Below are 23098 nucleotides of genomic sequence, written 5' to 3'. Positions count from 1 at the left end.
CAAAGTGGTCAGCATTAAGCAACGATCAAGGATACAACAAATACTTCTTCCTCATTTCCTTGTAAGCCTTCAAACCTGGCTCCCAGCCTGCTCTTATGGTTTCAATAGGCACGCCATCAATGATCTGCTGTCTAAAATCACCACGGCCAATTTGAATTTCGATGTTGTTCATTTGGTTGCTGAACTTCGATTCAAAGAACTGCTCTTTTTTAGGATGTGCTTTGTAGAGTTCCATTATCCATTCGAAATTGATTTTTTTGCTTTTCACCAACTTCTGCGTGTCGTAGTTGCGCAGATCGATACCGTAGCAAACTTCATCCATAAAAATTGGTGTTTCGGCCATACCTTTGATGCTTTTTGGCGTAAAGCTGAATTCGTAAATTCCCTTGTATGCAGGGCTTCCCAAAATTGTAAAAGGATTATAGGTACCCCTACCGTGGTTAACATACACTCCTTCGAACATGCATACACTTGGATACAATAAAATAGCCTGTTGTGTATTCAAATTTGGTGATGGTGGCACTGGCAAAGTGTAAGGCATATCGTGGTTATAGTTGGCCACAGGAATGATTTTCAAATCAGCTTTTACTCTGTTTTTTAACCAACCTTCGCCATTTGCCATTTGTGCAAACTCGGCCACCGTTAAACCATGCGACATAGGAATTGGAAACATGCCAATACCAGATTTGTATTTCATATCTAACACTGGTCCATCAATTAAATACCTATTTGGATTTGGTCGATCTAAAATCAACAATGTTTTTTTACTTTCTTCGCAAGCCTCCATTAAACGTGATAAAGCATTAATATTGGTGTAAAAACGTACGCCAACATCTTGCAAGTCGTAAATTAAAATATCTACATCGGCTAAATCTTCCTTACTTGGCTTGTTCTTTTTACCGTATAACGAGATAATTGGAATGCCTGTGCGTTGATCAATCTCGTCAGAAACTTTTGCACCCGCACTTGCATTACCTCTAAAACCATGCTCAGGACCAAACACTTTTACAATGTTTACTCCTAGCTTCTGCAAACTATCTACCAAATGTGTTTTTCCAATTATAGATGTCTGATTAGCTAGTATGGCTACTCGCTTTCCCTTAATCAAAGGCAAATACAATTCAGTTTGTTCTGCACCAGTTTTAATGCCCGCGTTAGTGGTATCAACTTTGGTGGCCTTAATTTTTGGCGAACAAGAGAATAATAGGCCGGTAAGCGCTATTAGGGAAAACAATTTCATCATGATTTATTTTTGTCAACTGTAAAGATAAACAATAGATTTTATCATTTGTAATAATGTTTAAACACTAATTTGTGGTACAACATAGAATTAGCAATAAAAAAAGGGAACAATTTTCATTGCTCCCTTTTCATTAAAATATTTCAGTATCTTATTTTACTGCATCAATAACAGCTTTAAAAGCTTCTTTATTGTTCATAGCTAAATCAGCTAAAACTTTACGGTTTAAACCGATGTTTTTTGCAGCTAACTTACCAATTAATTGAGAGTAAGATATGCCGTACTCACGAGCACCGGCGTTGATACGTTGGATCCATAAAGCACGGAATTCTCTTTTCTTAGCTTTACGGTCACGGTATGCATATTGCAAACCTTTTTCTACTGTGTTTTTAGCAATGGTAAAAACCTTGCTTCTTGATCCCCAATAGCCTTTGGCCATGTTAAGGACTTTTTTTCTTCTGCGTCTAGCAGCTACTACGTTTACCGAACGAGGCATAATGTGTTAAATTTTGATAAGCGGTGTTGCTTGTTGCAGCAATCTTGAAACCGAGTATCGGGTTAAAAATTAATTACTTACCGATGCAAAGCATACGTTTAACGTTGCCCATATCTGCATCATTTACCATGCTAGTGGTGGTTAAGTTACGCTTACGTTTTGTGCTTTTCTTTGTTAAGATGTGGCTTTTGTATGCGTTCTTTCTTGCAATTTTACCTGTTCCAGTAAGCGAAAAACGCTTTTTAGCACTGGAATTGGTTTTCATTTTTGGCATAACCTGTGTTTATTTATATAATTTATTGTTTTTTCGCTGCTTTAGGTGCTAATGTTAAAAACATACGCTTACCTTCTAATTTAGGTAGAAGTTCTACTTTACCTATTTCTTCCAACGCTTGAGCAAATTTCAACAGTAAGATTTCACCTTGTTCCTTGTAAACAATAGCTCTACCTTTAAAGTGTACATAAGCTCTTACTTTCTCGCCTGCTTCCAAAAAACCAATAGCATGTTTCAATTTAAATTGAAAATCGTGTTCGTTGGTATTAGGTCCGAAACGGATTTCTTTAATAACCGTTTGCTTAGCATTAGCTTTGATTTCCTTTTGCTTTTTCTTTTGCTCGTACATAAACTTGCTATAGTCCATGATACGGCAAACTGGTGGATTTGCATTTGGGGAAATCTCTACTAAATCAAGCTCTAGCTCATCGGCAATTGCCAATGCTTTTGACAAAGGATAAATACCTTGCTCTACATTATCCCCAGCTAGCCTAACCTCTTGAGCACGGATATGCTCGTTAATATTATGTTCTGCTTCTTTTTTCTTAAAAGGTGGACGTGGTCCCCTGTTAAATCCTGGTCTTCCTAATGCCAAATGCTTTCCTTGTTTAAACTGTTATTTCTTTGTTAATTAATTCACTAAATGCTGCTAAAGTCATGCTTCCCAAATCTCCTTCGCCATGTTTACGAACAGAAACCTTGCCTTCTTCCATCTCCTTTTCGCCAATTATCAGCATATAAGGCAACTTTTTAACTTCAGCATCTCTAATTTTCCTTCCAATCTTCTCATCACGGAAGTCAATTAGACCGCGAATATCGGAAATATTTAGTTCTTCTGAAACTTTTTTTGCATATTCTTCATACTTTTCTGAAATAGGAAGAATGATGTATTGCTCAGGAGAAAGCCATAATGGGAAATTTCCACCGCAATGTTCGATCAGTACAGCCACAAAGCGCTCCATAGAACCAAATGGGGCACGGTGTATCATTACAGGCCGATGTTTTTGATTATCGCTTCCAGTATATTCCAATTCGAAACGCTCTGGCAGGTTATAATCTACTTGGATAGTACCTAATTGCCATTTTCTACCCAAAGCATCACGCACCATAAAATCTAACTTTGGCCCGTAAAAAGCCGCCTCACCGTATTCTACAACAGTTGGCAAACCTTTTTCTTCTGCAGCTTCTATAATTGCAGTTTCGGCCAATTTCCAATTCTCATCAGAACCGATATATTTTGCTTTATTTTCTGGATCACGTAAAGAAACCTGAGCTACATAGCTATCAAAACCTAAAGATTTGAACACGTAAAGCACCAAATCGATAACTTTTTTAAATTCTTCTTTTACTTGGTCTGGACGGCAGAATAAGTGGGCATCATCTTGGGTAAAACCACGCACACGAGTTAAACCGTGCAACTCCCCACTTTGCTCATAACGGTAAACCGTACCAAATTCTGCAAAGCGAACTGGCAAATCTTTATAAGAACGTGGCTTAAATTTGTACAACTCGCAGTGGTGCGGGCAGTTCATCGGTTTTAAGAAGAACTCCTCTCCTTCTTGTGGTGTTTTTATAGGTTGGAAACTATCTTTACCATATTTTTCATAGTGGCCAGAAGTGATGTACAGGTTCTTATGCCCAATATGCGGTGTAATTACTTGGTCATAACCCGATTTTTGTTGTGCTTTAGTTAAGAATTGAACTAAACGCTCACGTAACGCCGTTCCCTTTGGCAACCACATTGGCAGGCCCATGCCTACTTTTTCTGAGAAAGTGAAAAGCTCTAATTCTTTACCCAATTTACGGTGGTCACGTTTTTTAGCTTCTTCAATCATATGAAGATACTCTGTTAACTCACTTGCTTTAGGAAAAGTAACACCGTAAATACGCGTTAATTGTTTTTTAGTTTCATCACCTCTCCAATAAGCACCTGCTACGTTCATCAATTTTATAGCTTTGATTGAGCCTGTGTTTGGAATATGTGGGCCACGACATAAATCAGTAAAACTACCTTGTGTATAGAAAGTAATTTTTCCGTCTTCCAACCCTTCTAGTAAATCTAATTTATATTCGTCGCCTTTTTCAGTGAAATACTTAATAGCATCTGCTTTACTTACGCTTTTACGTTCGAAAACTTCCTTCTGCTTAGCCAATTCCAACATCTTGTCTTCAATTTTCTTGAAGTCGTCTGATGAAAATTCTATATCGCCAAAGTCAACATCGTAGTAAAAACCTGTTTCAATTGCAGGGCCAATACCGAATTTAGTGCCTGGATAAAGCGCTTCTAAAGCCTCGGCCATTAAGTGTGCAGACGAGTGCCAGAAAGTTGCTTTACCCTCTGTATCGTTCCAGGTCAATAATTTAACTGCAGAGTCAGCTTCGATTGGACGTGAACTGTCCCAAACTTCTCCATTTACTTCTGCTGCTAAAACGTTTCTTGCTAAGCCTTCTGAAATTGACAAGGCAATTTGATGGGCACTTACGCCCTTTTCATACTGACGTACCGAACCGTCAGGTAATGTAATGTTAATCATCTACAACTATGATTTAGAGTTTATAAAATTGTTATGCAAAATCACTTACATGTGTGATTTTATTTTGTGCAAAGATAGGACTTTATACTGAAGTTTCAAGGTTAAGTTTAACCCGTTTTCGTGGTTTCTTCTAGCGATGAGTATAGCTTAAACAAAAAATGTCTCGACCAAGGTCGAGACATTTCAGAAAATTATTAAAATGGAATTTCTTAGTTTATCCTACCGGTTGCACCTTGACGGTTATTTCTAAACCTATTACCCATAGCAGCCATTTTTGCTTGGTATTCTTCTTGAGTAATTGAAACTGCTTTTTTGGGGGCAGTTACATCTCTAGTGCTTACATTTCTATATTCGATACTTTTTGCGGTAGTACCTCCACCTTTAATCTCGATAGCCAACACAGCTCCTTCTGTCCATAAATTTGGCATTGGCGAAAAATTGAAGCCTAAATCATTGGTGTACCAAAGTACGGTTTCATCTACCACATCTTTTTCCATACCTAACACATTGGCTTTACGTGTGGTTTTTACAGTTACTTTTTTGCAATCAAGGTTAACTATTTTCTTTGTTTCGTCAGACTTTATGATTTCTACTGTTGGTGGCACGTCTAAAAATTGTACTGCACTGTTGTTTTGGTTATTATTTCTTCCAGCATTACCACCTCCAAACTGGTTGATTGACGCCACGGTTAATTTAGAAGGCATTACATAAGTGGTGTCCATTAAATCAAAAACCTCCACCACTTTCTGATCGGCGAAGGTATAGAAATATTCACGGTTTCCGCCGCCAAATCCACCAAATGCGAACCTCATGCCACCAGGCCTACCACCTCCAGAGTTACTGTCTTCCACCTCTGTAACTGGCATATAACTCGCATTGGTAGCGTTGTAAAGCAATTCGTAATTAGTTTTTACCGATCTGGGCATACGAGCCTTCATTTCTTCAGAAATTTGACGGCCACTAGCCTCGGCAATAGCAACAGGATCAACCACTGTTTCGAATTGAATGGCTCCTGATTTTTTTTGCGCTTGCGCAGTAATTGTAAAGGTTAAAACGCTTAAAAAAGCGATAAATATTTTTTTCATTTATAATATCTTCTAAATTAATAGTACACAAAGGTAGTTTAGAATAAACGTATCTTATGTTAAAAAGAGTTAAATTATTTCGTTTATAACTAGAGTTTTACATTGTAATAAATTACTAATATTCAGTACTTTCAAGCCAACCATTAGCCAAAACATCTGCCAGGTGCATTGTTTTAATGGCTAGGTTGTTTTTCTTGATGTAGCCGTCTAAGTGCATTAGGCAAGATAAATCGGTAGAGATGATATAATCCGCATCCATTTCTAAGGCATTATTAACTTTTTGCTCGGCCATTGCCGAAGAAATTGCATCGAATTTAACGGCAAAAGTACCGCCAAAGCCGCAACACATATCGGTGTCTTTCATTTCTACCATTTCCAAACCAATAACCCTTGATAACAATTGGCGAGGCTCTTCTTTAATTTTACATTCTCTTAAACCACTGCAAGAGTCGTGATAAACTGCTTTCCCTTCTAACTCTGCCCCGAAATAATCTTTCTTTAATACATTGACCAAGAAATCTGAGAGTTCAAAGATATTTGATTGTAAACTACGACATTTATTATGCACCATGGTATTGGTAAACAAATCGTTATAACCTGTTTTTACCATACCTACGCAAGATGCAGATGGCGCTACGATGTATTTCGTTTCCGAAAAATCGGCTAAAAACTTAGTGCCTATTTCTTTAGCCTGCTCCCAATAACCCGCGTTATAGGCTGGTTGTCCGCAACAGGTTTGCTTGGAGTTATAGGTAATTTCGCAACCTGCTTTTTCCAAAACTTTGATGGTATTAAAAGCTGTTTCTGGATATAACTGATCTATAAAACAAGGGATAAATAATTCAATTTTCATGCTATATTTTTAAGTACCTGCCCTTAACTAAACCTACTCTACTACCACAGCTTTGGGCGCTACCTTTTTTAAGAGCAGCAAAAATACTAAACCAAAAACAAAAAATAGTGCTAATGCAATAACCGAATTACGCATACTGCCGCTAAGCACCTCAATATAACCGAAACTGAACATACCGAAAACCAATGCAACTTTCTCTGTTACATCGTAAAAGCTAAAAAAAGAGGTGTGGTCTGGACTTGATTGTGGTAAAAATTTTGAATACGTAGAACGTGATAATGATTGTATGCCACCCATAATTAAACCAATTACTGCCGCGAGTGCATAAAATTGATATTCGGTATGGATGAAATAAGCGGCAATGCAACTACCAATCCAAATAACTACTACACCAATCAGCACATTAACATTACCAAATTTCTTTGACGATAGGTAAGACATGAGCATTGCACCGGGGATAGCTACCAATTGCAATATCAGAATAGTTGCGATTAGTTTTTCTGTAGGCAAGTGCAGTATTTTCTCGCCAAAAATGGTTGCCACTAACATTACCGTTTGTACGCCCATTGAATAGAAAAAGAAAGCGAACAAAAATCGTTTCAAATACTTCATTTGCTTTACTTGTTTCCAAACTTTGTTGAGCTCTTGGAAACCACTACTCATGATATTTTTCTTTTCTGTTTTGAAATTAGGGCTACCTTTTGGTAAGTTTTTGAAAGGAATTTGGGCAAAGCCGATCCACCAAATACCCACCAACAGGAATGATAAACGGGCCGGAATTGAAGCATCGACAATACCAAACCACTCTGGCTTAAATACAAACACAAAACAGATGATTTGTAGTACAATACTACCCACATAGCCGTAGGCAAAACCTTTTGCACTCACCTTATCTTGCGTTTCTACCGTTGCTATTTCGGGTAGGTAAGAATTATAAAACACCAAACTTCCCCAAAAACCAATAGCTGCAATTACAAACATAATTACACTAAAATTTAAGGTATTTATCCCTTTATCGGCATTAATCTCGAAGAAAAAAAGCGCACTACAAGCAATTGCACCAAGGTAGGTAAACATTTTCATGAAGATTTTCTTGTTACCACGAGTATCGGCAATAGAAGATAATATTGGAGATAACAGCGCAATTACTAAAAAAGCAAATGCCATGGCGTAACTGTACAGAGCAGAATTAATGATTTTATAGCCAAAGAAATAAACATAATCAATGGTATTATCGTCTTTGTCTGAAGTGATTACCGTATAGTAAGCCGGAAATATAGTTGAAGTGATAACTAAGTTATATGCCGAATTCGCCCAATCGAAAAAGGCCCAAGAACGAATTGTCTTTTTGTTGTTTAACCCCAAACCCCTAAAGGGGCTTTCATTACTAGCATTCATGTATTTGTTTTAGTTTTGGCTAAGATATAAAAATTGATGTAACGGTTAATTGGTTGTTTAGATGAAAAAAACGTAAATCGAATTACAAATAATACTTCTTCCCATCAGTCTTAATCTTTCCAGCATCTAGCAATTCCCTAATTCGGTCTATTTTATTGTTATCCGTACCTGTTTGCACGTTTTTCACCAATTCATCTAAATCAAAATGCCCACCTTGCAGTACCGTGCTAATTTCATAATCTATTCTGTCTGTATAAGCCGCTGCATCTTCTCGTTTTTTCTCCTCCAAGCAAACATCGCAAACGCCACACTTATCGGCATTGGTTTCGCCAAAATAAGCTAACAACTGTACACTCCTACAGCAATCACTTGCGGCATAGGCCAATACCGCTTCTATTTGCTTGCGCTGTGTTTCCTTCCGTAACTGGATAAACTTTGCATCCACATCTAAATGTAGCATGTCCATTCGAGGTGTTATAAATTGCAGTTGAGGTTGGTCTGTTTGGGGCAAATAAGAAATAATATTGTATTCCTGTAATTTCTTTAAATAAGCAATCACATCGTTGTAGGAAATCTTCAATCGGTTCGACAAATCACTTTCCTTAATTTTAACATAACCATCAAAAGCGCCCCCATAAGAGCGCTGTATGGTTTTTACAATAGGATCGAAAGCTACATTTTCAATCTGAAAACGATAAACATCTTCATGTCCAACAGCAAACATCAGCCTCGATTGAATGAATATATTTTCCGAAAGCGTCAAATAACCATCGCGTTCTAAAAACTTTAGTGCCGCCATTGTTTTAATAACACCAATATTGAAACGTTTGCAAAAGTCTGCCAAATCGAACTCAAAGCTCAGACCTTCGCCTGCGCCATAAGCTAACTGATAGTAATTGCCCAAATAATGATAAACTTTCTTGATCTCCTCAACCGAGGGAAAACTGTCGGTATATTTTGCTTCGAGTACTGACCTATCACCTTTATTGGTCAACAACACTGCAAACGCCCGTTTTTCATCCCGTCCTGCCCTCCCCGCTTCTTGGTAATAGGCTTCTAAACTTTCGGGCAAATCCAAATGCACTACAAATCGCACATTAGGTTTATCAATCCCCATCCCGAAAGCATTGGTGGCCACCATCACTCGCGTCTTATCTTGCTTCCAATCTTCCTGTTTCTGAAAACGGACGTCCTTTTCTAAACCTGCGTGATAAAAATCTGCCGAGATTTTATTGCGCTGCAAAAACATGGCTATTTCGGCAGTTTCACGTCGGTTTCGTACATAAACCAAACCACAACCTTTTACATTTTTACAAATATCGATCAGTTTTTTATGCTTGTCATCGAGGTTAAAAACCACATAACTGAGGTTCTTTCTCGAAAAACTTTTAACGAAAACCTGCGCATCTTTCAACTCGAGTTTTTCAATAATATCTTTCCTAACCTCGGGCGTAGCAGTTGCCGTTAAAGCTAAAACAGGTACTTCTGGATGAATTTCCCGTAATTCTTTAATTTTCAAATAAGGTGGCCGAAAATCGTAACCCCATTGCGAAATACAATGTGCCTCATCAATGGCAATTAAATTTACATTCATGTACGAAATACGTACTCGAACCAACTCTGAAAGTAATCTTTCTGGAGATAAATAAAGAAATTTTATTTTACCGTAAATGCAATTATCCAATAAAATATCTATCTCTCGCTTGCCCATACCGGCATAAATGGCAATAGCTTCTATCCCCCTAGCTTTGAGATTTTCTACTTGGTCTTTCATTAAGGCTATCAAAGGCGAAACCACAATGCAAATACCTTCCTTCATTAGCGCCGGAACCTGAAAACAGATAGATTTTCCTCCACCAGTTGGTAACAATGCTAAGCTATCTTGTCCTTTAATTACCGTTTGAATGATCTCTTCCTGCAACGGACGAAAGACGTCAAACCCCCAATATTTCTTTAAAATTGCTGTTGCAGTCATAAAAGTTAAGCTCAAAACTATGAAACAGCGGCCGTTTTTCAAAAAGGGTTTAGCCGCAGATGCACAGATTACATTTAGTTCCTATATTATTTTACATCAATCATAAAGAATTTATTACCAAATAAATAATAATTCTAAAAAAGCACATCTGTACATCTGTGGCAATAAATACTTAAATTGCAGCCTTTAGTTGTTAAGATAAAATTAGAATGAAGAAGTACGTTTTTGCCTCAGCACTATTATTTACCTTGAGTTCTGTTAACGCCCAAGAGAAAAAAGAAGCTCCAAAATGGGATGTAGAAAAATACAGAGGACCTAGCAAAAGTTTCAGTATTACCACCAACGAAGGCACTTGGATGAACTTAGATGTTAGTCCAGATGGGAAAGAAATTGTTTTTGACCTATTGGGCGATATTTATGTGATGCCAATTACAGGCGGCACCGCAAAATTGCTAAGTGGCGGTATTGCATACGAAGTTCAACCTCGTTTTAGCCCCAACGGCAAGTATATTTCTTTTACGAGCGATAGAAACGGTGCCGATAATATCTGGATCATGGATAGGCAGGGCAACAACAAAAAACAAATTACCAAAGAAACTTTTAGGTTACTTAATAATGCTACTTGGATGCCAAATAGCGATTATTTAATTGCCAGAAAGCACTTTACTGCTGCTCGTTCTTTAGGTGCGGGCGAAATGTGGATGTATAGCATTTACGGCGGTGATGGCGTGCAACTAACCAAACGCAAAAACGACCAACAAGATGCAGGCGAGCCCAATGTATCGCCAGATGGCAAGTACCTTTATTTTAGCGAAGATGTTTCTCCTGGCCCATCTTTTCAATACAGCAAGGATCCAAATGGCTTAATTTACGCTATCCGTCAATTAGATTTAACAAGTGGGAAACTAACAAATTTAATAGCCGAACAAGGTGGTTCTGTTCGTCCACAAGTATCTCCCGATGGAAAATATATAGCTTATGTAAAAAGGGTAAGGTTAAAATCTGTCTTGTTCATACAAAACTTAAAAACTGGCGAAGAATATCCATTGTATGATGACCTATCGAAAGATCAACAGGAAACTTGGGCCATCTTTGGTGTATATCCAAATTTCGCATGGACACCCGATAGCAAAAAAATTATTTTTTACGCCAAAGGTAAAATCAAACAAATTGAGCTTAATAGCTTATTGGTAAGCGATATTCCGTTTGAAGTAACCAGCAACCAAACAGTACAAGATGCCTTGCATTTTAACCAACAGGTCTATACGCCAGAGTTTACAGCAAAAATGCTTAGGCAACTGGCTACAGCACCCGATGGCAAAATGGTAATTTTTAATGCTGCCGGATATTTATACAAAAAAGAATTGCCTAACGGCACACCAGAACGGCTAACCAACGGTTTAGATTTCGAATTTGACCCTAAGTTTAGTCCAGATGGCAAGTTTGTGGTTTACACCACTTGGAGTGATGAGTTTAAAGGAACAATTAAACGCACTGATTTAAAAACAGGAAAAACCATCAGCCTAACCGACGAAAAAGGCTATTACTACTCTCCTAGCTATTCTAACAAAGGCGACAAAATTGTATTTAGAAAAGGTGTTGGCAACGAAGTGTTGGGTTTAACCTACGGAAAAAACACAGGAATTTTTGTAATGCCAGCCAATGGTGGCACTAAAACATTGGTATTAGATAACGGCATTAAACCTCAATTTAACCATGATGATACCCGTATCTATTATCAAGGTTACGAAGCAGGCAAAAAAGCCTTTAAAAGTGTAGATTTGAATGGTTGCAACGAACGTACGCACTATACCTCACAATATGCTACGCAATTTTGCCCTAGCCCAGATGGCAAGTGGATGGCATTTACAGAACTCTTTAATGCCTACATTACGCCAATGGTTACTACCGGAATTGCTTTAGATTTATCTGCAGGCAATAAGGCCATTCCTTTGGCCAGGGTAACCAAAGATGCGGGAACTTACTTGCATTGGAGTGCCGATAGCAAAAAGCTACTGTGGACCTTAGGCGAGAAATATTATAATAGGGAAATTAAAAACACTTTCTCTTTTGTTGAAGGAGCCCCAAAAATACTTCCAGAACTTGATACCGCCGGTATTTCTATTGGTTTAAAATTAAAAGCTGATGCACCAACCGGATTAATTGCTTTAAAAGGTGCCAGAATTATTACCGTAAAAGGCGAACAAGTAATTGAGGAAGGAACAATCTTGGTAGAAAACAATAAAATTAAAGCCGTTGGAAAAGTAGAAGAAATACAAATTCCGGCAGAAGCCAAGGTAGTAGATGTAACCGGAAAAACAATTATGCCCGGCATAGTTGATGTTCATGCACATTTACGAACCAGCCCCGATGGGGTTAGCCCACAACAAGATTGGTCGTACTTGGCCAATTTAAGCTTTGGCGTAACCACTTCACATGATCCATCGAGCAATACAGAAATGGTGTTTAGCCAGAGTGAAATGCTAAAAGCTGGTAGAATGATTGGTCCTCGTTTGTATTCTACAGGTTCTATTTTATACGGTGCCGACGGCGATTTCAAGGTAACCATTAATAGTTTAGACGATGCACTTTCGCATTTGAACCGTTTAAAAGCCGTAGGTGCATTTTCGGTAAAATCATACAACCAACCTCGAAGAGACCAGCGCCAACAGATTTTGGAAGCTGCCTGTCAACTAAAAATGGAAGTGGTACCAGAAGGCGGCTCAACTTTCTTTCACAACATGACCCAAATTGCCGATGGCCACACCGGTATTGAGCACAGCATTCCGATTGCACCAGTTTATAAAGATGTAATTAGTTTTTGGAATAACACTAAAGTGGCCTATACCCCTACTTTAATTGTTGCCTATGGTGGCCAGTGGGGCGAAAATTATTGGTACGATAGGACCAATGTTTGGGAGAACGAACGTTTATTAAACTTTACGCCAAGAGCGATTATAGATGCTAGAGCTAGACGCAGAACCACTTCTGAATATGGAGATTATGGGCATATCGAAGTGGCGAGAACTACTAAACAAATTGCCGACGGCGGCACAAAAATAAACTTGGGCGCTCACGGACAAATACAAGGTTTAGGTGCGCATTGGGAATTATGGATGTTTGTTCAGGGCGGTATGTCGCCTTTGCATGCCATTAAAGCAGCTACCCTTAATGGTGCCGAGTATTTAGGCATGGGCAAAGAGCTGGGTTCGTTAGAAACTGGTAAACTAGCCGATTTAATTATATTGGAAGATAACCCGCTAGATGATATCAGAAACTCTGAGAAAATTAAATACGTGATGATTAACGGCCGTATTTACGATAGTTTAACAATGAACGAAACCATTAGCCGTGAAAAACTACGTCAGAAATTATGGTTTGAAATGGATAAAGGTGTAGCTTTTTCACTGCCTTACAAAACCGCAGAAACTTGGACCTTTACTGTTCCGCAATGCGATTAGTTGCCTAATGAATTACAAACTGTTATTAAAAAGAAAATCCCGAATAATTCGGGATTTTCTTTTTAATATTCATCTTCATTAAAGAAGAAATCATCTTTGGTTGGATAATCTGGCCAAATCTCTTCGATGGTTTCATAAGGCTCGCCATCATCTTCTAAAGCCTGTAAATTTTCAATTACTTCTACAGGTGCTCCAGAACGGATAGCATAATCAATTAATTCATCTTTAGTTGCAGGCCATGGTGCGTCTTCCAAATGCGATGCTAATTCTAAGGTCCAATACATATCTTAACAATTATTAATTCGTTCAATATTCTATTTCCGCAAAGCATGTGAAAAAAATTGAGCTATGCAAATATTTTTTTCAACTATTTACACGCGGTATCCAAATGTTTTCTGCAGCCTTGGTATCGTTTCCTAATTTTCGGCCTAAAACAAATAGGTAATCACTTAGTCTATTCAAATACACTGTAACTTTATTATCCACAAAACTGCTTTCTGCCAATGCTACGGTTAACCGCTCGGCCCTTCTACATACGCATCTAGCAATATGGCAATAAGACACAATGGTATTTCCGCCAGGCAAGATAAAATGTTTCAATTCTGGCAAAGTGTCATTCATTTGGTCTATTTCCGTTTCTAGTAACGTAATGTCGTCTTCCACTAAATCAGGGGTTTTCATTTTAGATTTTTCTGGGTCTGCGGCCAAAGAAGCACCAATGGTAAATAACCTGTCTTGTACTTCTTTTAAAATGCCTTTGCTGTGCAAATCAATTTCTTGGCAAGCAATTAGGCCTATATAAGAATTTAGTTCATCTACAGTGCCATAACTTTCAATACGAATATGATGTTTGGCTACTCTAATACCTCCTATTAGCGAAGTAAGGCCTTTATCTCCAGTTTTAGTGTAAATTTTCATACCCCTAGCCCCTAAAGGGAAATTTATTGTGATTTATACCCAAGTCCCCTTTAGGGGATTTAGGGGTTAATTAATATGCTCAAAATCGTTACCGCTCTCTTGTATTGCTTTTAATCGTGGCGAAACAGATTTTACATCTTCGTTTAAATAGTCTTTTTCCACTAAACCATCACGCATACGTACAATTCGGTGTGCATGCTGTGCAATATCTTCTTCGTGGGTTACCAAAATAATAGTGTTGCCCTTGCTATGTATTTCTTCTAGCAAACCCATAATTTCTATCGATGTTTTGGTATCCAAATTCCCGGTAGGTTCATCGGCCAATATAATAGATGGGTTATTGATTAAAGCCCTTGCCACAGCTACTCGCTGACGTTGACCGCCTGATAATTCATTTGGTTTATGGTGCACCCTATTGCCCAGTCCCACATTCTCTAAAGCTTGCTGCGCTCTGGCATCGCGTTCTTTTTTACCAGCACCTGCATAAATTAAGGGCAATGCTACGTTGTCTAACGAGGTTGATCGGGGCAGCAGGTTAAATGTTTGAAAAACAAAACCAATTTCTTTGTTCCTAACCTCGGCCAACTCGTTGTCAGTCATGTGACTTACATTAACTCCGTTTAAAATATAAGTTCCTTTACTGGGCGTATCTAAGCAACCTAAAATATTCATCAAAGTAGATTTGCCAGACCCAGATGGCCCCATTAAAGCAACGAATTCGCCTTTATTAATAGTTAAACTTACTTCTTTAAGTGCATGGATAACCTCGGTACCGATGACGTACTTGCGGCCAATATCTTTAATGGTAATGAGTTCTTTTTGCATTGCTCTTTTTGTTTTAGACGATAGCTTTTACCGCAATGTTACAAACCAATTTAAGAATATAGGTTTACGAATTACGCTTTATTGTACTAGCTAGTTAATTGGCTAACTGAAAACGACCTGCTACTTCTCTATAATTTTCGGTACTAAGAAAAAATTCTCGTTATGTACGGCCGAGTTTTTTAAACCGTCGGCAACACTAATTTCATTCTTAACCACATCTTCACGCCACACATTTGCTTCTTCGTTCATATAAACCAAAGGCTTTACCCCTTCGGTATCAAGCGCATTCAGTTTTTCCATAAAGGCAAGTATTTTGTTCATTTCCTGCGTTAGGTGATCAACTTCGTTCTCCTTTATCTCAATTCTAGCTAAATCAGCTACTTTATAAACCGTATTTTTATCAATTACCATTTTTTTATCAGTTTTCAGTTAGCAGTAGGCAACTTTATAACGTTTCAATCTTTCAACAATACAATAATTCAGTCCCCATTCTTCTACCTTTCTCTCTTCAATTCTCTTTCAATTTTTCCATAAACCTCGTCCCTTAAAACTTCATCATTTTCAACCGCTAAGATACTGGTTAAAATTGGTTCGTGCACATAAACGTCAACAATACCCGGTCTAGTGCCATATTTTGCCCCGTCATCCCACATCACTTGCCACAGGTTTTTAATACTCACAGGCACAATAGGAATATTTTTTTCAATAGCCAACCTAAACGGACCACTTTTAAAATCCTGAAGCACTGGCGGATAAGCATCGTCTATCTTCCCTTCTGGGAAAATAATCAAGCTCATACCTTTCTCAAGGTTTTCGGCCGCTTTTTTAAACGCTTTAAACGATGAGATTTTACTCGCTCTAGCTACAGCAATATCTATCGTTTTAAAGAAAATACCTAAAACAGCGTTTTTCGTCAGTTCCTCTTTTCCCATAAAATGATACCTTCCTCTAGCCAAAATGCAGAAAATAATGATATCCAGATTAGAAGTATGGTTGGCGCAAAAAATATAAGTTTGGTTTTTATCTAATCTCTTTTCGAATTCAAATTTGAAAAAAATTCCAGAAAACGCAGAGGCCAAAACAGAATGTAGCGTTCTAAATTTATTTAAAATACCATAGTAACGCGGATGTCTGGTAAACCAATAATAAAAGGGCCAAAAGAGCACAAAAAATAAGAGCAGGCATAAAAGGCAATAGACCCAATGTAACTTACGGAACAGCTTAATCATCTTACCAAAAATACAATTTTCAAGGAAATGACAAATCTTTTTTAAAAAATTGAAATTGGGCTAATTTATTATACCCACAGATGCACAGATGTTGGTTAACTGTTTTACATATTCTTCTCCGATGATAGCAGCTGTATATTTAGAAAATTGGGACAGCTACTGTGTTTTTCCTTCTTCATTTTGTCAAACACATCTAATTTAAAATTCCAACTTTCAACATTCTTTACAGTTTTCAGTTTTTTAGTTAATTTCGGCCATTATGAAAGAAACGGTTGTTAGCGGGATCAGATCCACAGGAAAACTCCATTTGGGAAATTATTATGGTGCGGTAAAAAACTTCATCAAAATGCAGGAAGAATATAATTGTTACTTCTTTATCGCCGATTGGCATTCGCTAACAACACATCCTACGCCAGAAAACCTACACGGCAATATCAGAAATGTATTAGTAGATTATTTGGCTTGCGGCCTAAACCCAGAAGAAAGCACTATTTACGTACAATCTGATGTGCCTGAAATTATAGAACTGTACTTGTATTTAAACATGAATGCTTATTTGGGAGAGTTGGAAAGAGCTACCTCCTTTAAAGACAAAGTTCGTGGTAATCCCGACAACGTAAATGCAGGTTTATTAACTTATCCGGTGTTAATGGCTGCCGATATTCTAATTCACAAAGCTACCAAAGTACCCGTGGGCAAAGACCAAGAGCAACATTTAGAAATGGCCCGTACATTCGGAAACCGTTTTAACCGTTTGTACAATCAAGAATATTTTCCGGAGCCTTATGCCTTTAGTTATACCGAAAAACTGGTGAAAGTGCCGGGTTTAGATGGTAAGGGAAAAATGGGCAAATCTGAAGGTGATGCCAATTGTGTTTACCTTTCAGATACTCCAGAGGCTATTCGTAAGAAAGTTTCTAGAGCAGTAACAGATAGCGGACCAACGGCAGAAAACCAAGAAAAACCAGAAGCAATTCAAAACCTGTTCGATTTGATGAAAATTGTTTCTTCGGCAGATACGGTAACCCATTTCGACGATTTGTACAACAAAATGGCTATCCGTTACGGCGATTTTAAAAAGCAATTGGCCGAGGATATGATTATTGCTACCAATCCGGTAAGAGAACGAATTAACGATATTGCCAACGATAATGCTTATCTTCAAAAAGTTACTCGTTTAGGTGCTGAGAAAGCCAGGGAAAGTGCTCAAAAAACACTTAAAGAAGTACGCGAATTAATAGGTTTTAAAAGTTTTTAATTAATATTGTGATAAACGGTTAACGCAATCCATTCGTAAATCGTAAATCTAAAATCGTAAATCATTTTATGCATATAGCAGTAGTAGGCAACATAGGTGCTGGAAAAACAACCTTAACAGGTTTATTGGCAAAAAATTACGGATGGGAAGCACTTTATGAGGCTGTAGATAACAATCCTTATTTAGAGGATTTTTACAGCGACATGAAGCGTTGGAGCTTTAACCTGCAAATTTATTTTTTAAATAGCCGCTTTCAGCAAATTGTAGAAATAGAAAACAAAAAGCGTAATGTAATACAAGACCGTACCATTTATGAAGATGCGCACATTTTTGCCGATAACCTGCATGAAATGGGATTGATGACCAGTCGCGATCACGATAATTACAGAGCTATTTTTGACAACATTACCTCTTTCATTAAACCTCCAGATTTATTGGTTTATTTAAGGGCATCGGTACCTACCTTGGTAAATAACATACAACGTCGTGGTAGAGAGTACGAAGCGAGTATCCGTATTGATTATCTTTCTAAATTAAACGAGAAGTACGAAACTTGGATTAAAAACTACAAATTAGGAAAGTTGCTAATTTTAGATAAAGACAAATTAGATTTCACCAATAACCCAGAAGATCTAGGAACGGTAATACAAGCCATCGAAGCAGAAATTAACGGTTTGTTTTAGCACACATCTCCTAAAAGGGCCTCTAAGCAACTAATGATATGAGTAAAGATTTCCAACATGAAGACCCTGAAAATTGGAAATGGGGAATTTTTTACTTTAACAGAGCAGATTACCGCTTTATTGTGCCCAAAAGAAATCCTGTAATGGGCTGGACATTTAATTTTGCGCACCCGGCAGGCTATATCTTCTTAATTATAATCATTTTGCTTATCGTTTTCCAAATCGCCTCTGCTTAAAAAGCAATTTATTTTGTAGCTACGCTTGGCTAATTATAATAGTGTTTTAAACAATTGTAATTTTTGCTATCTTAAAGCCACAAATACATCTAAAATGAAAAAAACTATTGTAGCTGTACTAGCCCTTACAGGTTTTCTTTATGCCTGCAACTCCCCTAGTTCCGATAAGGCTAACAACAATGCCGAAGATTTGCAAAAAACAAGCACTTTCCATTTTTCTAACGCATCGAAATTAGACACGTTTAAAGTGGCTTTGATAGGTAAAGACACTAAAGACATGCAGCTTTTATTTATCATCAAATCTTTTGAAGGAAAAGAAATTTATAGAGAAGAAATAAGTGCTGATGAATTGTTAAAGAACTATATTGCTACGGCAGACCTCAAAAAAGAAAGCGAAAAATTAAAGTTCTTAAAAGAAGAAATTGCTTATTTTTTTGAAGAACAGCACTTTTTGGAACCCGCCGTTACGCCAAACGAGCAGCCTGATAAAAATGTACCCGATAAAGTATTTTACAACGAACTTAAACAAAGCGGCTTAAACGGTTTCGATTATCGCTTAGGCAAAGACCATAATGTTTACATTGCCTGGTCGGCGAAAGAGCAAAAAGTAAAGATTTACTACAAATGCTGCTAATTATTTAAAATATTACTGCTGCTAACTTAAAAAACATCCTAACTTTGCGGCAATGAAAATCTGTAGAAAATTAATTGCAGGGTTATTGTTAGTTGGCATTTTAGCCAATTGCTTTAACTATTGGATTGTTTCTACCTCCTACCATTTCAATAAATCATACATTTCGGCAGTTTTGTGTACCAACAAAGACAAACCAGAGCGTCATTGTGAAGGTAAATGTTTCTTAGACATCAAGCTGAAAGAGCTTGAGCAGAAAAACAAACAAGAGCAAGAGCACATGAAACGTGTGATAGAAACAGTAGCACCAGAAAAAGCCTTATTGGTTTTCAAAACTTTTGAAACCGAGGTAGAAACTACTATCCCCAACTACTTACAGCAAAAGCCTGTAGGTAAAACTAGCGTGATTTTTCACCCTCCAAAACAAGCCTAGTTAATTTCCTGGTGGCTTATCATAACTAATTGTTCCAGATTATTGGAATGAATATGTTGTGTTATGGTATACACTTTTAAAATTCGTCATTTCGAGGCACGGAGCAATCTTACAAATTGTAAGTAAAAACATTGCTTTAGGATTGCTTCGTACCTCGCAATGACGCCCCTAGTCACACAAACTTTCTTTATTTACATGCCAAGTAAGCACTAACGGTGTCACATTGAGCTTGTCGAAATGTATGCTTTAAGGGCTTCGACAGGATCAGCTTGACAATGTGTTAATGCTTTGCTATGGTGTATTCACAATTAAAAATCAAAATGAAAAAGATTTTAAGTACTATCATTATAACTTCTATCCTATTTACCGCTTGTAAAAAAGATAATGCAACACCTGATTTTGACGAGCAAAACCTAGCTTCGCTTTCAGTAGAATTCGATAATATCGTTGGCGGCAGGACATTAACCTTCGATAACACAGCAGTTCCCTACACTAATGCAACTGGCGAAAAATTTACCATTAGTTCTATTCAGTACTTTATCAGTAATATTCAAGTAACCACCACAGCAGGCAAGCAATTTACCGTTCCACAAGACAGTTCTTATTTCTTGATTAAAGGAGCCGATAGAGCTACTCGTTTTGCCAAAGTAAAAGTACCAGAAGGAGATTACAGCAAACTGACTTTTGTTTTAGGTGTAGATAGTTTACGCAGTACAATGTCGGTAGACAAAAGAACGGGCGTACTTGACCCAGCAGCTGGTGGTCACGATGGCGGCGGAATGTATTGGGGCTGGAATTCGGGTTATATTTTCTTCAAGTTTGAAGGAAATTCAGAAGTCATTACCAACGATCAGCTAGGAGACCCAACAGGTAAAAAACAATTCAAATACCACATCGGTGGATTTGGTGGTTACAGTGCTCCAACCATCAATAACATTAGAACTATTACGGTAGATTTAACTAACGCAGGTATCGCCAAAGTAAGAAAAGACAGACAGAGCAATATCCACCTGTTTGTTGATTTGATGAAGTTTTTTAACGGTACAAACACCTTTAGCATTAAAACACATCCTACTGTAATGTTTAGCGAATATTCTACCAGCATCGCAAATAATTTTAAGGATTTATTTACTCACGATCATACCGAAAACTAGCGATGAAACTAAGATATATCAAATATTTTTTGGTGATCATAGTGTTTGCGTACGCCTGTAAAAAAAGCGAGGATATAGAAGAAAAGGTAGAAACATTTTTGGGCTTTCAAACGCCCAAAAATTTCCCTGAAACAGCTTACAATTTTGCAAATAATCCTATAACCAAAGAAGGCTTCGAATTGGGAAGAATGTTGTTTTACGAGCCGAGATTATCAAGAGACAATACCATTACTTGTGGCTCTTGCCATATCCAAGCTTCAGCTTTTACCCAACACGGGCATGATGTAAGCCATGGTATAGACGACCGATTGGGCACACGCAACTCTCCTCCTATTATGAATTTAGCTTGGAGCAAAGCTTTTATGTGGGGTGGCGGCATTTACGATCTGGATTTATTCCCTATCTCTCCCATTACCGCACATGAAGAAATGGACGAAAGCTTAGAAAATGTGCTGAACAAATTGAGCGCCATGGACAAATACAAAAGCAAGTTCAAAGCTGCTTTTGGTAAAGCCAATATTACTACAGCAAATTTCTTGAAAGCGCTGTCGCAATTCATGCTAATGTGTGTAAGTAGCAATGCTAAATACGATAAAGTAATGAGAAAAGATGATAATGTCAGTTTTACCGCAGTAGAATTGGAAGGCTACGAACTCTTTACGCAGAAATGTGCTAGCTGCCATACCGAACCGCTTTTTACTGATAATGGATTTAGAAATAATGGGCTTGCTCCTAGCGCAATTAACGATTTAGGTTTGTATACCGCTACGTTGCTAAACGCAGATAAGTATAAATTTAAAGTACCATCCTTAAGAAACCTCAAATATACGGCACCGTATATGCACGATGGCAGGTTTTTAACACTTGATGCTGTTTTTATGCATTACACTCACGAAGTACAAGCTACAGAAAACCTCGATCCTCTATTAAACAAGAATGGTGCTAGAGGAATTAGCATTAATAACGATGAAAAAACAAAGTTGATGGCTTTTCTAAACACCCTTAACGATGAAGATTTTATCAATAACAAATTATTAGCAGAACAATAATGAATTTCAAAAAGATCATATTATTTACACTTTTATTTAGTCCACTAAGCTTATTGGCATGCGACATTTGTGGTTGTGGTGTAGGCAGTTACTACATCGGAATTTTGCCCGAATACAACAAACGTTTTATCGGTTTACGGTATCAATATAAACAACTACAAACACATTTAGGGCCGCAGGGAAATGTTACACCATTAACCACCGATGAAACCTATCAAACCGCAGAACTTTGGGGCGGCTGGAATTTCGGGAAGAAGTTTAGAGTACTGGCTTTTGTACCTTACAATTTTAATGAGCGAAGTTCGCAAGCTAGTTCTGGTTCAAAAAGTGGTTTGGGCGATATCGCGGTGATGGGTTACTACAACCTTTTCACCAAAAATACAAGCTTAAGCAGCAAGTTGTTGGTTCACTCGCTTTGGTTAGGCGCAGGTGTGAAAGCGCCCACTGGAAAATATGAGCCTAGCGAAAGATTAGCAGTAACCGAAACACCAAACAATTTTCAATTAGGCACAGCTAGTACAGATTTCACCCTAAATGCCGCTTATGATGTCCGTTTAAATGATTTGGGAGTAAACTTGAACGTCAATTACAAAATCAATACCGCTAACAAATACGAGTATCGTTATGGAAACAAACTGACTACCAATGCACTATTGTATTATAAATTTAGGCTGTTCCACAAATTAACCTTCGCTCCTAATGCGGGTATTTTGTACGAAACCGCTAACAAAGACATCGAAAACAACAAATATGAAGTAGCTGTTTCTGGCGGTCATTCGGCTTCTCTAGTGACTGGCTTTGAGTTGGCGGTGAACAAATTTTCTGTTGGAGCGAACTATCAAACTATTGTATCACAAGAACTGGCAAACCAACGAGCAAAAGCAGGTAATCGTTTAATGCTTCACGTTTCTGTACCATTTTAATTTTTAATACCATGAATAAGATAAAATATTTAATTCTATTCACAGGCTTGGCTTTTACTGCTTGTCAACAAGAAGATAACGAAGAAGCTATCAAGAAAACCATCGATGATTTGCATAATGAAGCCATGGTCATCAATGAAAAAGCTATCAAAACCACATTCAAGTTAGATAGCTTACTGGCAGATAAACGCAAGCAAAACAATGCAGATACCATCGAATTGAAAAAATCGATACATCAACTCAATTTAGCAGATGAAAAAATGATGGATTGGATGCATGATTTCCAACTTGATTTCAAAGGTTCAAAAACAGAAGCTTTAAAATACTTCCAAGGTCAATTGGATAGTGTTAAACAAGTACAAATTCAGCTGGAAAAAGCAATTGAGCAGGCGAAACCTTTCATAAATAAGTAATTAATTAGCCACAGATGCGCAGATAGCTTT

At 37.6% G+C, this 23098-nt stretch carries 24 protein-coding genes; 10 read left to right on the top strand and 14 right to left on the bottom strand.

The genetic code is table 11. From position 1 onward, the window contains the following. Nucleotides 1–25 precede the first annotated feature (25 nt). The 9 genes from B3I52_RS02280 to B3I52_RS02240 form a co-directional block, all read right to left on the bottom strand. A complete protein-coding gene (locus B3I52_RS02280) occupies nucleotides 26–1243 on the bottom strand; it encodes an exo-beta-N-acetylmuramidase NamZ family protein (RefSeq protein WP_293298163.1) in 1218 nt (405 codons plus the stop codon). 148 nt (nucleotides 1244–1391) lie between these two features. After that, nucleotides 1392–1736, bottom strand: a complete 345-nt coding sequence (rplT, locus tag B3I52_RS02275) for a 50S ribosomal protein L20 (RefSeq protein WP_293298161.1) — start codon at nucleotides 1734–1736, stop codon at nucleotides 1392–1394. A gap of 73 nt (nucleotides 1737–1809) precedes the next feature. Continuing rightward, a complete protein-coding gene (gene rpmI / locus B3I52_RS02270; protein ID WP_097129443.1) occupies nucleotides 1810–2010 on the bottom strand; it encodes a 50S ribosomal protein L35 in 201 nt (66 codons plus the stop codon). A gap of 22 nt (nucleotides 2011–2032) precedes the next feature. Continuing rightward, entirely contained in the window at nucleotides 2033–2605 is a 573-nt protein-coding gene (gene infC / locus B3I52_RS02265) for a translation initiation factor IF-3 (protein ID WP_293298158.1), read from the bottom strand. Nucleotides 2606–2618: 13 nt separating this feature from the next. Beyond that, nucleotides 2619–4544: a threonine--tRNA ligase gene (gene thrS / locus B3I52_RS02260; RefSeq protein ID WP_293298155.1), complete on the bottom strand. Its 1926-nt coding sequence runs from the start codon at nucleotides 4542–4544 to the stop codon at nucleotides 2619–2621. A gap of 209 nt (nucleotides 4545–4753) precedes the next feature. Continuing rightward, a complete protein-coding gene (locus B3I52_RS02255; protein ID WP_293298152.1) occupies nucleotides 4754–5629 on the bottom strand; it encodes a hypothetical protein in 876 nt (291 codons plus the stop codon). Nucleotides 5630–5744: 115 nt separating this feature from the next. After that, complete coding sequence (locus B3I52_RS02250) at nucleotides 5745–6482, bottom strand: (Fe-S)-binding protein (protein WP_293298149.1); 738 nt, start codon at nucleotides 6480–6482, stop codon at nucleotides 5745–5747. A 33-nt stretch (nucleotides 6483–6515) separates the two neighbouring features. Continuing rightward, complete coding sequence (locus B3I52_RS02245) at nucleotides 6516–7880, bottom strand: MFS transporter (protein ID WP_293298146.1); 1365 nt, start codon at nucleotides 7878–7880, stop codon at nucleotides 6516–6518. Between the two features lie 82 nt (nucleotides 7881–7962). Continuing rightward, nucleotides 7963–9855: a RecQ family ATP-dependent DNA helicase gene (locus B3I52_RS02240; RefSeq protein ID WP_293298143.1), complete on the bottom strand. Its 1893-nt coding sequence runs from the start codon at nucleotides 9853–9855 to the stop codon at nucleotides 7963–7965. Between the two features lie 209 nt (nucleotides 9856–10064). Here B3I52_RS02240 and B3I52_RS02235 point away from each other — a divergent pair, with 209 nt between their 5' ends. Then, nucleotides 10065–13316 carry an amidohydrolase family protein gene (locus tag B3I52_RS02235; protein ID WP_293298141.1) on the top strand — a complete coding sequence of 1084 codons (3252 nt, stop codon included), beginning with the start codon at nucleotides 10065–10067 and terminating at the stop codon, nucleotides 13314–13316. Nucleotides 13317–13378: 62 nt separating this feature from the next. On the opposite strand, the gene B3I52_RS02230 is transcribed toward B3I52_RS02235, so the two are convergent. The 5 genes from B3I52_RS02230 to B3I52_RS02210 all read right to left on the bottom strand — a co-directional run bounded on the left by B3I52_RS02230 (nucleotide 13379) and on the right by B3I52_RS02210 (nucleotide 16288). Further along, on the bottom strand, nucleotides 13379–13600 hold the full coding sequence (locus B3I52_RS02230) for a DUF2795 domain-containing protein (RefSeq protein ID WP_097129232.1): 222 nt from the start codon (nucleotides 13598–13600) through the stop codon (nucleotides 13379–13381). 79 nt (nucleotides 13601–13679) lie between these two features. Then, entirely contained in the window at nucleotides 13680–14234 is a 555-nt protein-coding gene (locus B3I52_RS02225) for a cob(I)yrinic acid a,c-diamide adenosyltransferase (RefSeq protein WP_293298139.1), read from the bottom strand. 66 nt (nucleotides 14235–14300) lie between these two features. After that, a complete protein-coding gene (locus B3I52_RS02220; protein ID WP_293298137.1) occupies nucleotides 14301–15059 on the bottom strand; it encodes an ABC transporter ATP-binding protein in 759 nt (252 codons plus the stop codon). A 120-nt stretch (nucleotides 15060–15179) separates the two neighbouring features. Continuing rightward, nucleotides 15180–15470: an Asp-tRNA(Asn)/Glu-tRNA(Gln) amidotransferase subunit GatC gene (gene gatC / locus B3I52_RS02215; RefSeq protein WP_293298135.1), complete on the bottom strand. Its 291-nt coding sequence runs from the start codon at nucleotides 15468–15470 to the stop codon at nucleotides 15180–15182. An 83-nt stretch (nucleotides 15471–15553) separates the two neighbouring features. Then, nucleotides 15554–16288 carry a lysophospholipid acyltransferase family protein gene (locus B3I52_RS02210; protein WP_293298133.1) on the bottom strand — a complete coding sequence of 245 codons (735 nt, stop codon included), beginning with the start codon at nucleotides 16286–16288 and terminating at the stop codon, nucleotides 15554–15556. Nucleotides 16289–16547: 259 nt separating this feature from the next. On the opposite strand from B3I52_RS02210, the gene trpS reads away from it, so the two are divergent. From trpS to B3I52_RS02165, 9 genes are all read left to right on the top strand, one after another. Continuing rightward, nucleotides 16548–17546, top strand: coding sequence for a tryptophan--tRNA ligase (trpS, locus tag B3I52_RS02205; protein ID WP_293298131.1), 999 nt, complete (start codon nucleotides 16548–16550; stop codon nucleotides 17544–17546). A 68-nt stretch (nucleotides 17547–17614) separates the two neighbouring features. Then, entirely contained in the window at nucleotides 17615–18229 is a 615-nt protein-coding gene (locus B3I52_RS02200; RefSeq protein WP_293298129.1) for a deoxynucleoside kinase, read from the top strand. Between the two features lie 38 nt (nucleotides 18230–18267). Further along, nucleotides 18268–18465, top strand: a complete 198-nt coding sequence (locus B3I52_RS02195; protein ID WP_293298127.1) for a DUF5808 domain-containing protein — start codon at nucleotides 18268–18270, stop codon at nucleotides 18463–18465. A gap of 94 nt (nucleotides 18466–18559) precedes the next feature. Next, nucleotides 18560–19099, top strand: a complete 540-nt coding sequence (locus B3I52_RS02190) for a hypothetical protein (protein ID WP_293298125.1) — start codon at nucleotides 18560–18562, stop codon at nucleotides 19097–19099. A gap of 52 nt (nucleotides 19100–19151) precedes the next feature. Further along, the gene (locus tag B3I52_RS02185; protein ID WP_293298123.1) at nucleotides 19152–19529 is read left to right on the top strand and encodes a hypothetical protein; all 378 of its coding nucleotides are present in this window, start codon (nucleotides 19152–19154) and stop codon (nucleotides 19527–19529) included. A gap of 320 nt (nucleotides 19530–19849) precedes the next feature. Further along, nucleotides 19850–20683: an MbnP family protein gene (locus B3I52_RS02180; protein ID WP_293298121.1), complete on the top strand. Its 834-nt coding sequence runs from the start codon at nucleotides 19850–19852 to the stop codon at nucleotides 20681–20683. Nucleotides 20684–20685: 2 nt separating this feature from the next. Next, complete coding sequence (locus B3I52_RS02175) at nucleotides 20686–21732, top strand: cytochrome-c peroxidase (protein WP_293298119.1); 1047 nt, start codon at nucleotides 20686–20688, stop codon at nucleotides 21730–21732. Then, nucleotides 21732–22655, top strand: coding sequence for a transporter (locus tag B3I52_RS02170; RefSeq protein ID WP_293298117.1), 924 nt, complete (start codon nucleotides 21732–21734; stop codon nucleotides 22653–22655). The genes B3I52_RS02175 and B3I52_RS02170 overlap by 1 nt, the downstream gene beginning before the upstream one ends. 11 nt (nucleotides 22656–22666) lie before the next feature. Next, nucleotides 22667–23068: a hypothetical protein gene (locus B3I52_RS02165; protein ID WP_293298116.1), complete on the top strand. Its 402-nt coding sequence runs from the start codon at nucleotides 22667–22669 to the stop codon at nucleotides 23066–23068. Nucleotides 23069–23098 lie beyond the last annotated feature (30 nt).

This window comes from Pedobacter sp. UBA4863 (assembly GCF_002399615.1).
GTDB lineage: Bacteria > Bacteroidota > Bacteroidia > Sphingobacteriales > Sphingobacteriaceae > Pedobacter.
Note: the sequence above shows the minus strand (reverse complement) of the source record. Positions and strands in the feature narration are given on the sequence as shown.

Coding starts and splice junctions, on each gene's coding strand:
- B3I52_RS02280 (WP_293298163.1), bottom strand. CDS start 1,243: ATGATGAAATTGTTTTCCCTAATAGCGCTTACCGGCCTATTATTCTCT.
- rplT (WP_293298161.1), bottom strand. CDS start 1,736: ATGCCTCGTTCGGTAAACGTAGTAGCTGCTAGACGCAGAAGAAAAAAA.
- rpmI (WP_097129443.1), bottom strand. CDS start 2,010: ATGCCAAAAATGAAAACCAATTCCAGTGCTAAAAAGCGTTTTTCGCTT.
- thrS (WP_293298155.1), bottom strand. CDS start 4,544: ATGATTAACATTACATTACCTGACGGTTCGGTACGTCAGTATGAAAAG.
- B3I52_RS02255 (WP_293298152.1), bottom strand. CDS start 5,629: ATGAAAAAAATATTTATCGCTTTTTTAAGCGTTTTAACCTTTACAATT.
- B3I52_RS02250 (WP_293298149.1), bottom strand. CDS start 6,482: ATGAAAATTGAATTATTTATCCCTTGTTTTATAGATCAGTTATATCCA.
- B3I52_RS02245 (WP_293298146.1), bottom strand. CDS start 7,880: ATGAATGCTAGTAATGAAAGCCCCTTTAGGGGTTTGGGGTTAAACAAC.
- B3I52_RS02240 (WP_293298143.1), bottom strand. CDS start 9,855: ATGACTGCAACAGCAATTTTAAAGAAATATTGGGGGTTTGACGTCTTT.
- B3I52_RS02235 (WP_293298141.1), top strand. CDS start 10,065: ATGAAGAAGTACGTTTTTGCCTCAGCACTATTATTTACCTTGAGTTCT.
- B3I52_RS02230 (WP_097129232.1), bottom strand. CDS start 13,600: ATGTATTGGACCTTAGAATTAGCATCGCATTTGGAAGACGCACCATGG.
- B3I52_RS02225 (WP_293298139.1), bottom strand. CDS start 14,234: ATGAAAATTTACACTAAAACTGGAGATAAAGGCCTTACTTCGCTAATA.
- B3I52_RS02220 (WP_293298137.1), bottom strand. CDS start 15,059: ATGCAAAAAGAACTCATTACCATTAAAGATATTGGCCGCAAGTACGTC.
- gatC (WP_293298135.1), bottom strand. CDS start 15,470: ATGGTAATTGATAAAAATACGGTTTATAAAGTAGCTGATTTAGCTAGA.
- B3I52_RS02210 (WP_293298133.1), bottom strand. CDS start 16,288: ATGATTAAGCTGTTCCGTAAGTTACATTGGGTCTATTGCCTTTTATGC.
- trpS (WP_293298131.1), top strand. CDS start 16,548: ATGAAAGAAACGGTTGTTAGCGGGATCAGATCCACAGGAAAACTCCAT.
- B3I52_RS02200 (WP_293298129.1), top strand. CDS start 17,615: ATGCATATAGCAGTAGTAGGCAACATAGGTGCTGGAAAAACAACCTTA.
- B3I52_RS02195 (WP_293298127.1), top strand. CDS start 18,268: ATGAGTAAAGATTTCCAACATGAAGACCCTGAAAATTGGAAATGGGGA.
- B3I52_RS02190 (WP_293298125.1), top strand. CDS start 18,560: ATGAAAAAAACTATTGTAGCTGTACTAGCCCTTACAGGTTTTCTTTAT.
- B3I52_RS02185 (WP_293298123.1), top strand. CDS start 19,152: ATGAAAATCTGTAGAAAATTAATTGCAGGGTTATTGTTAGTTGGCATT.
- B3I52_RS02180 (WP_293298121.1), top strand. CDS start 19,850: ATGAAAAAGATTTTAAGTACTATCATTATAACTTCTATCCTATTTACC.
- B3I52_RS02175 (WP_293298119.1), top strand. CDS start 20,686: ATGAAACTAAGATATATCAAATATTTTTTGGTGATCATAGTGTTTGCG.
- B3I52_RS02170 (WP_293298117.1), top strand. CDS start 21,732: ATGAATTTCAAAAAGATCATATTATTTACACTTTTATTTAGTCCACTA.
- B3I52_RS02165 (WP_293298116.1), top strand. CDS start 22,667: ATGAATAAGATAAAATATTTAATTCTATTCACAGGCTTGGCTTTTACT.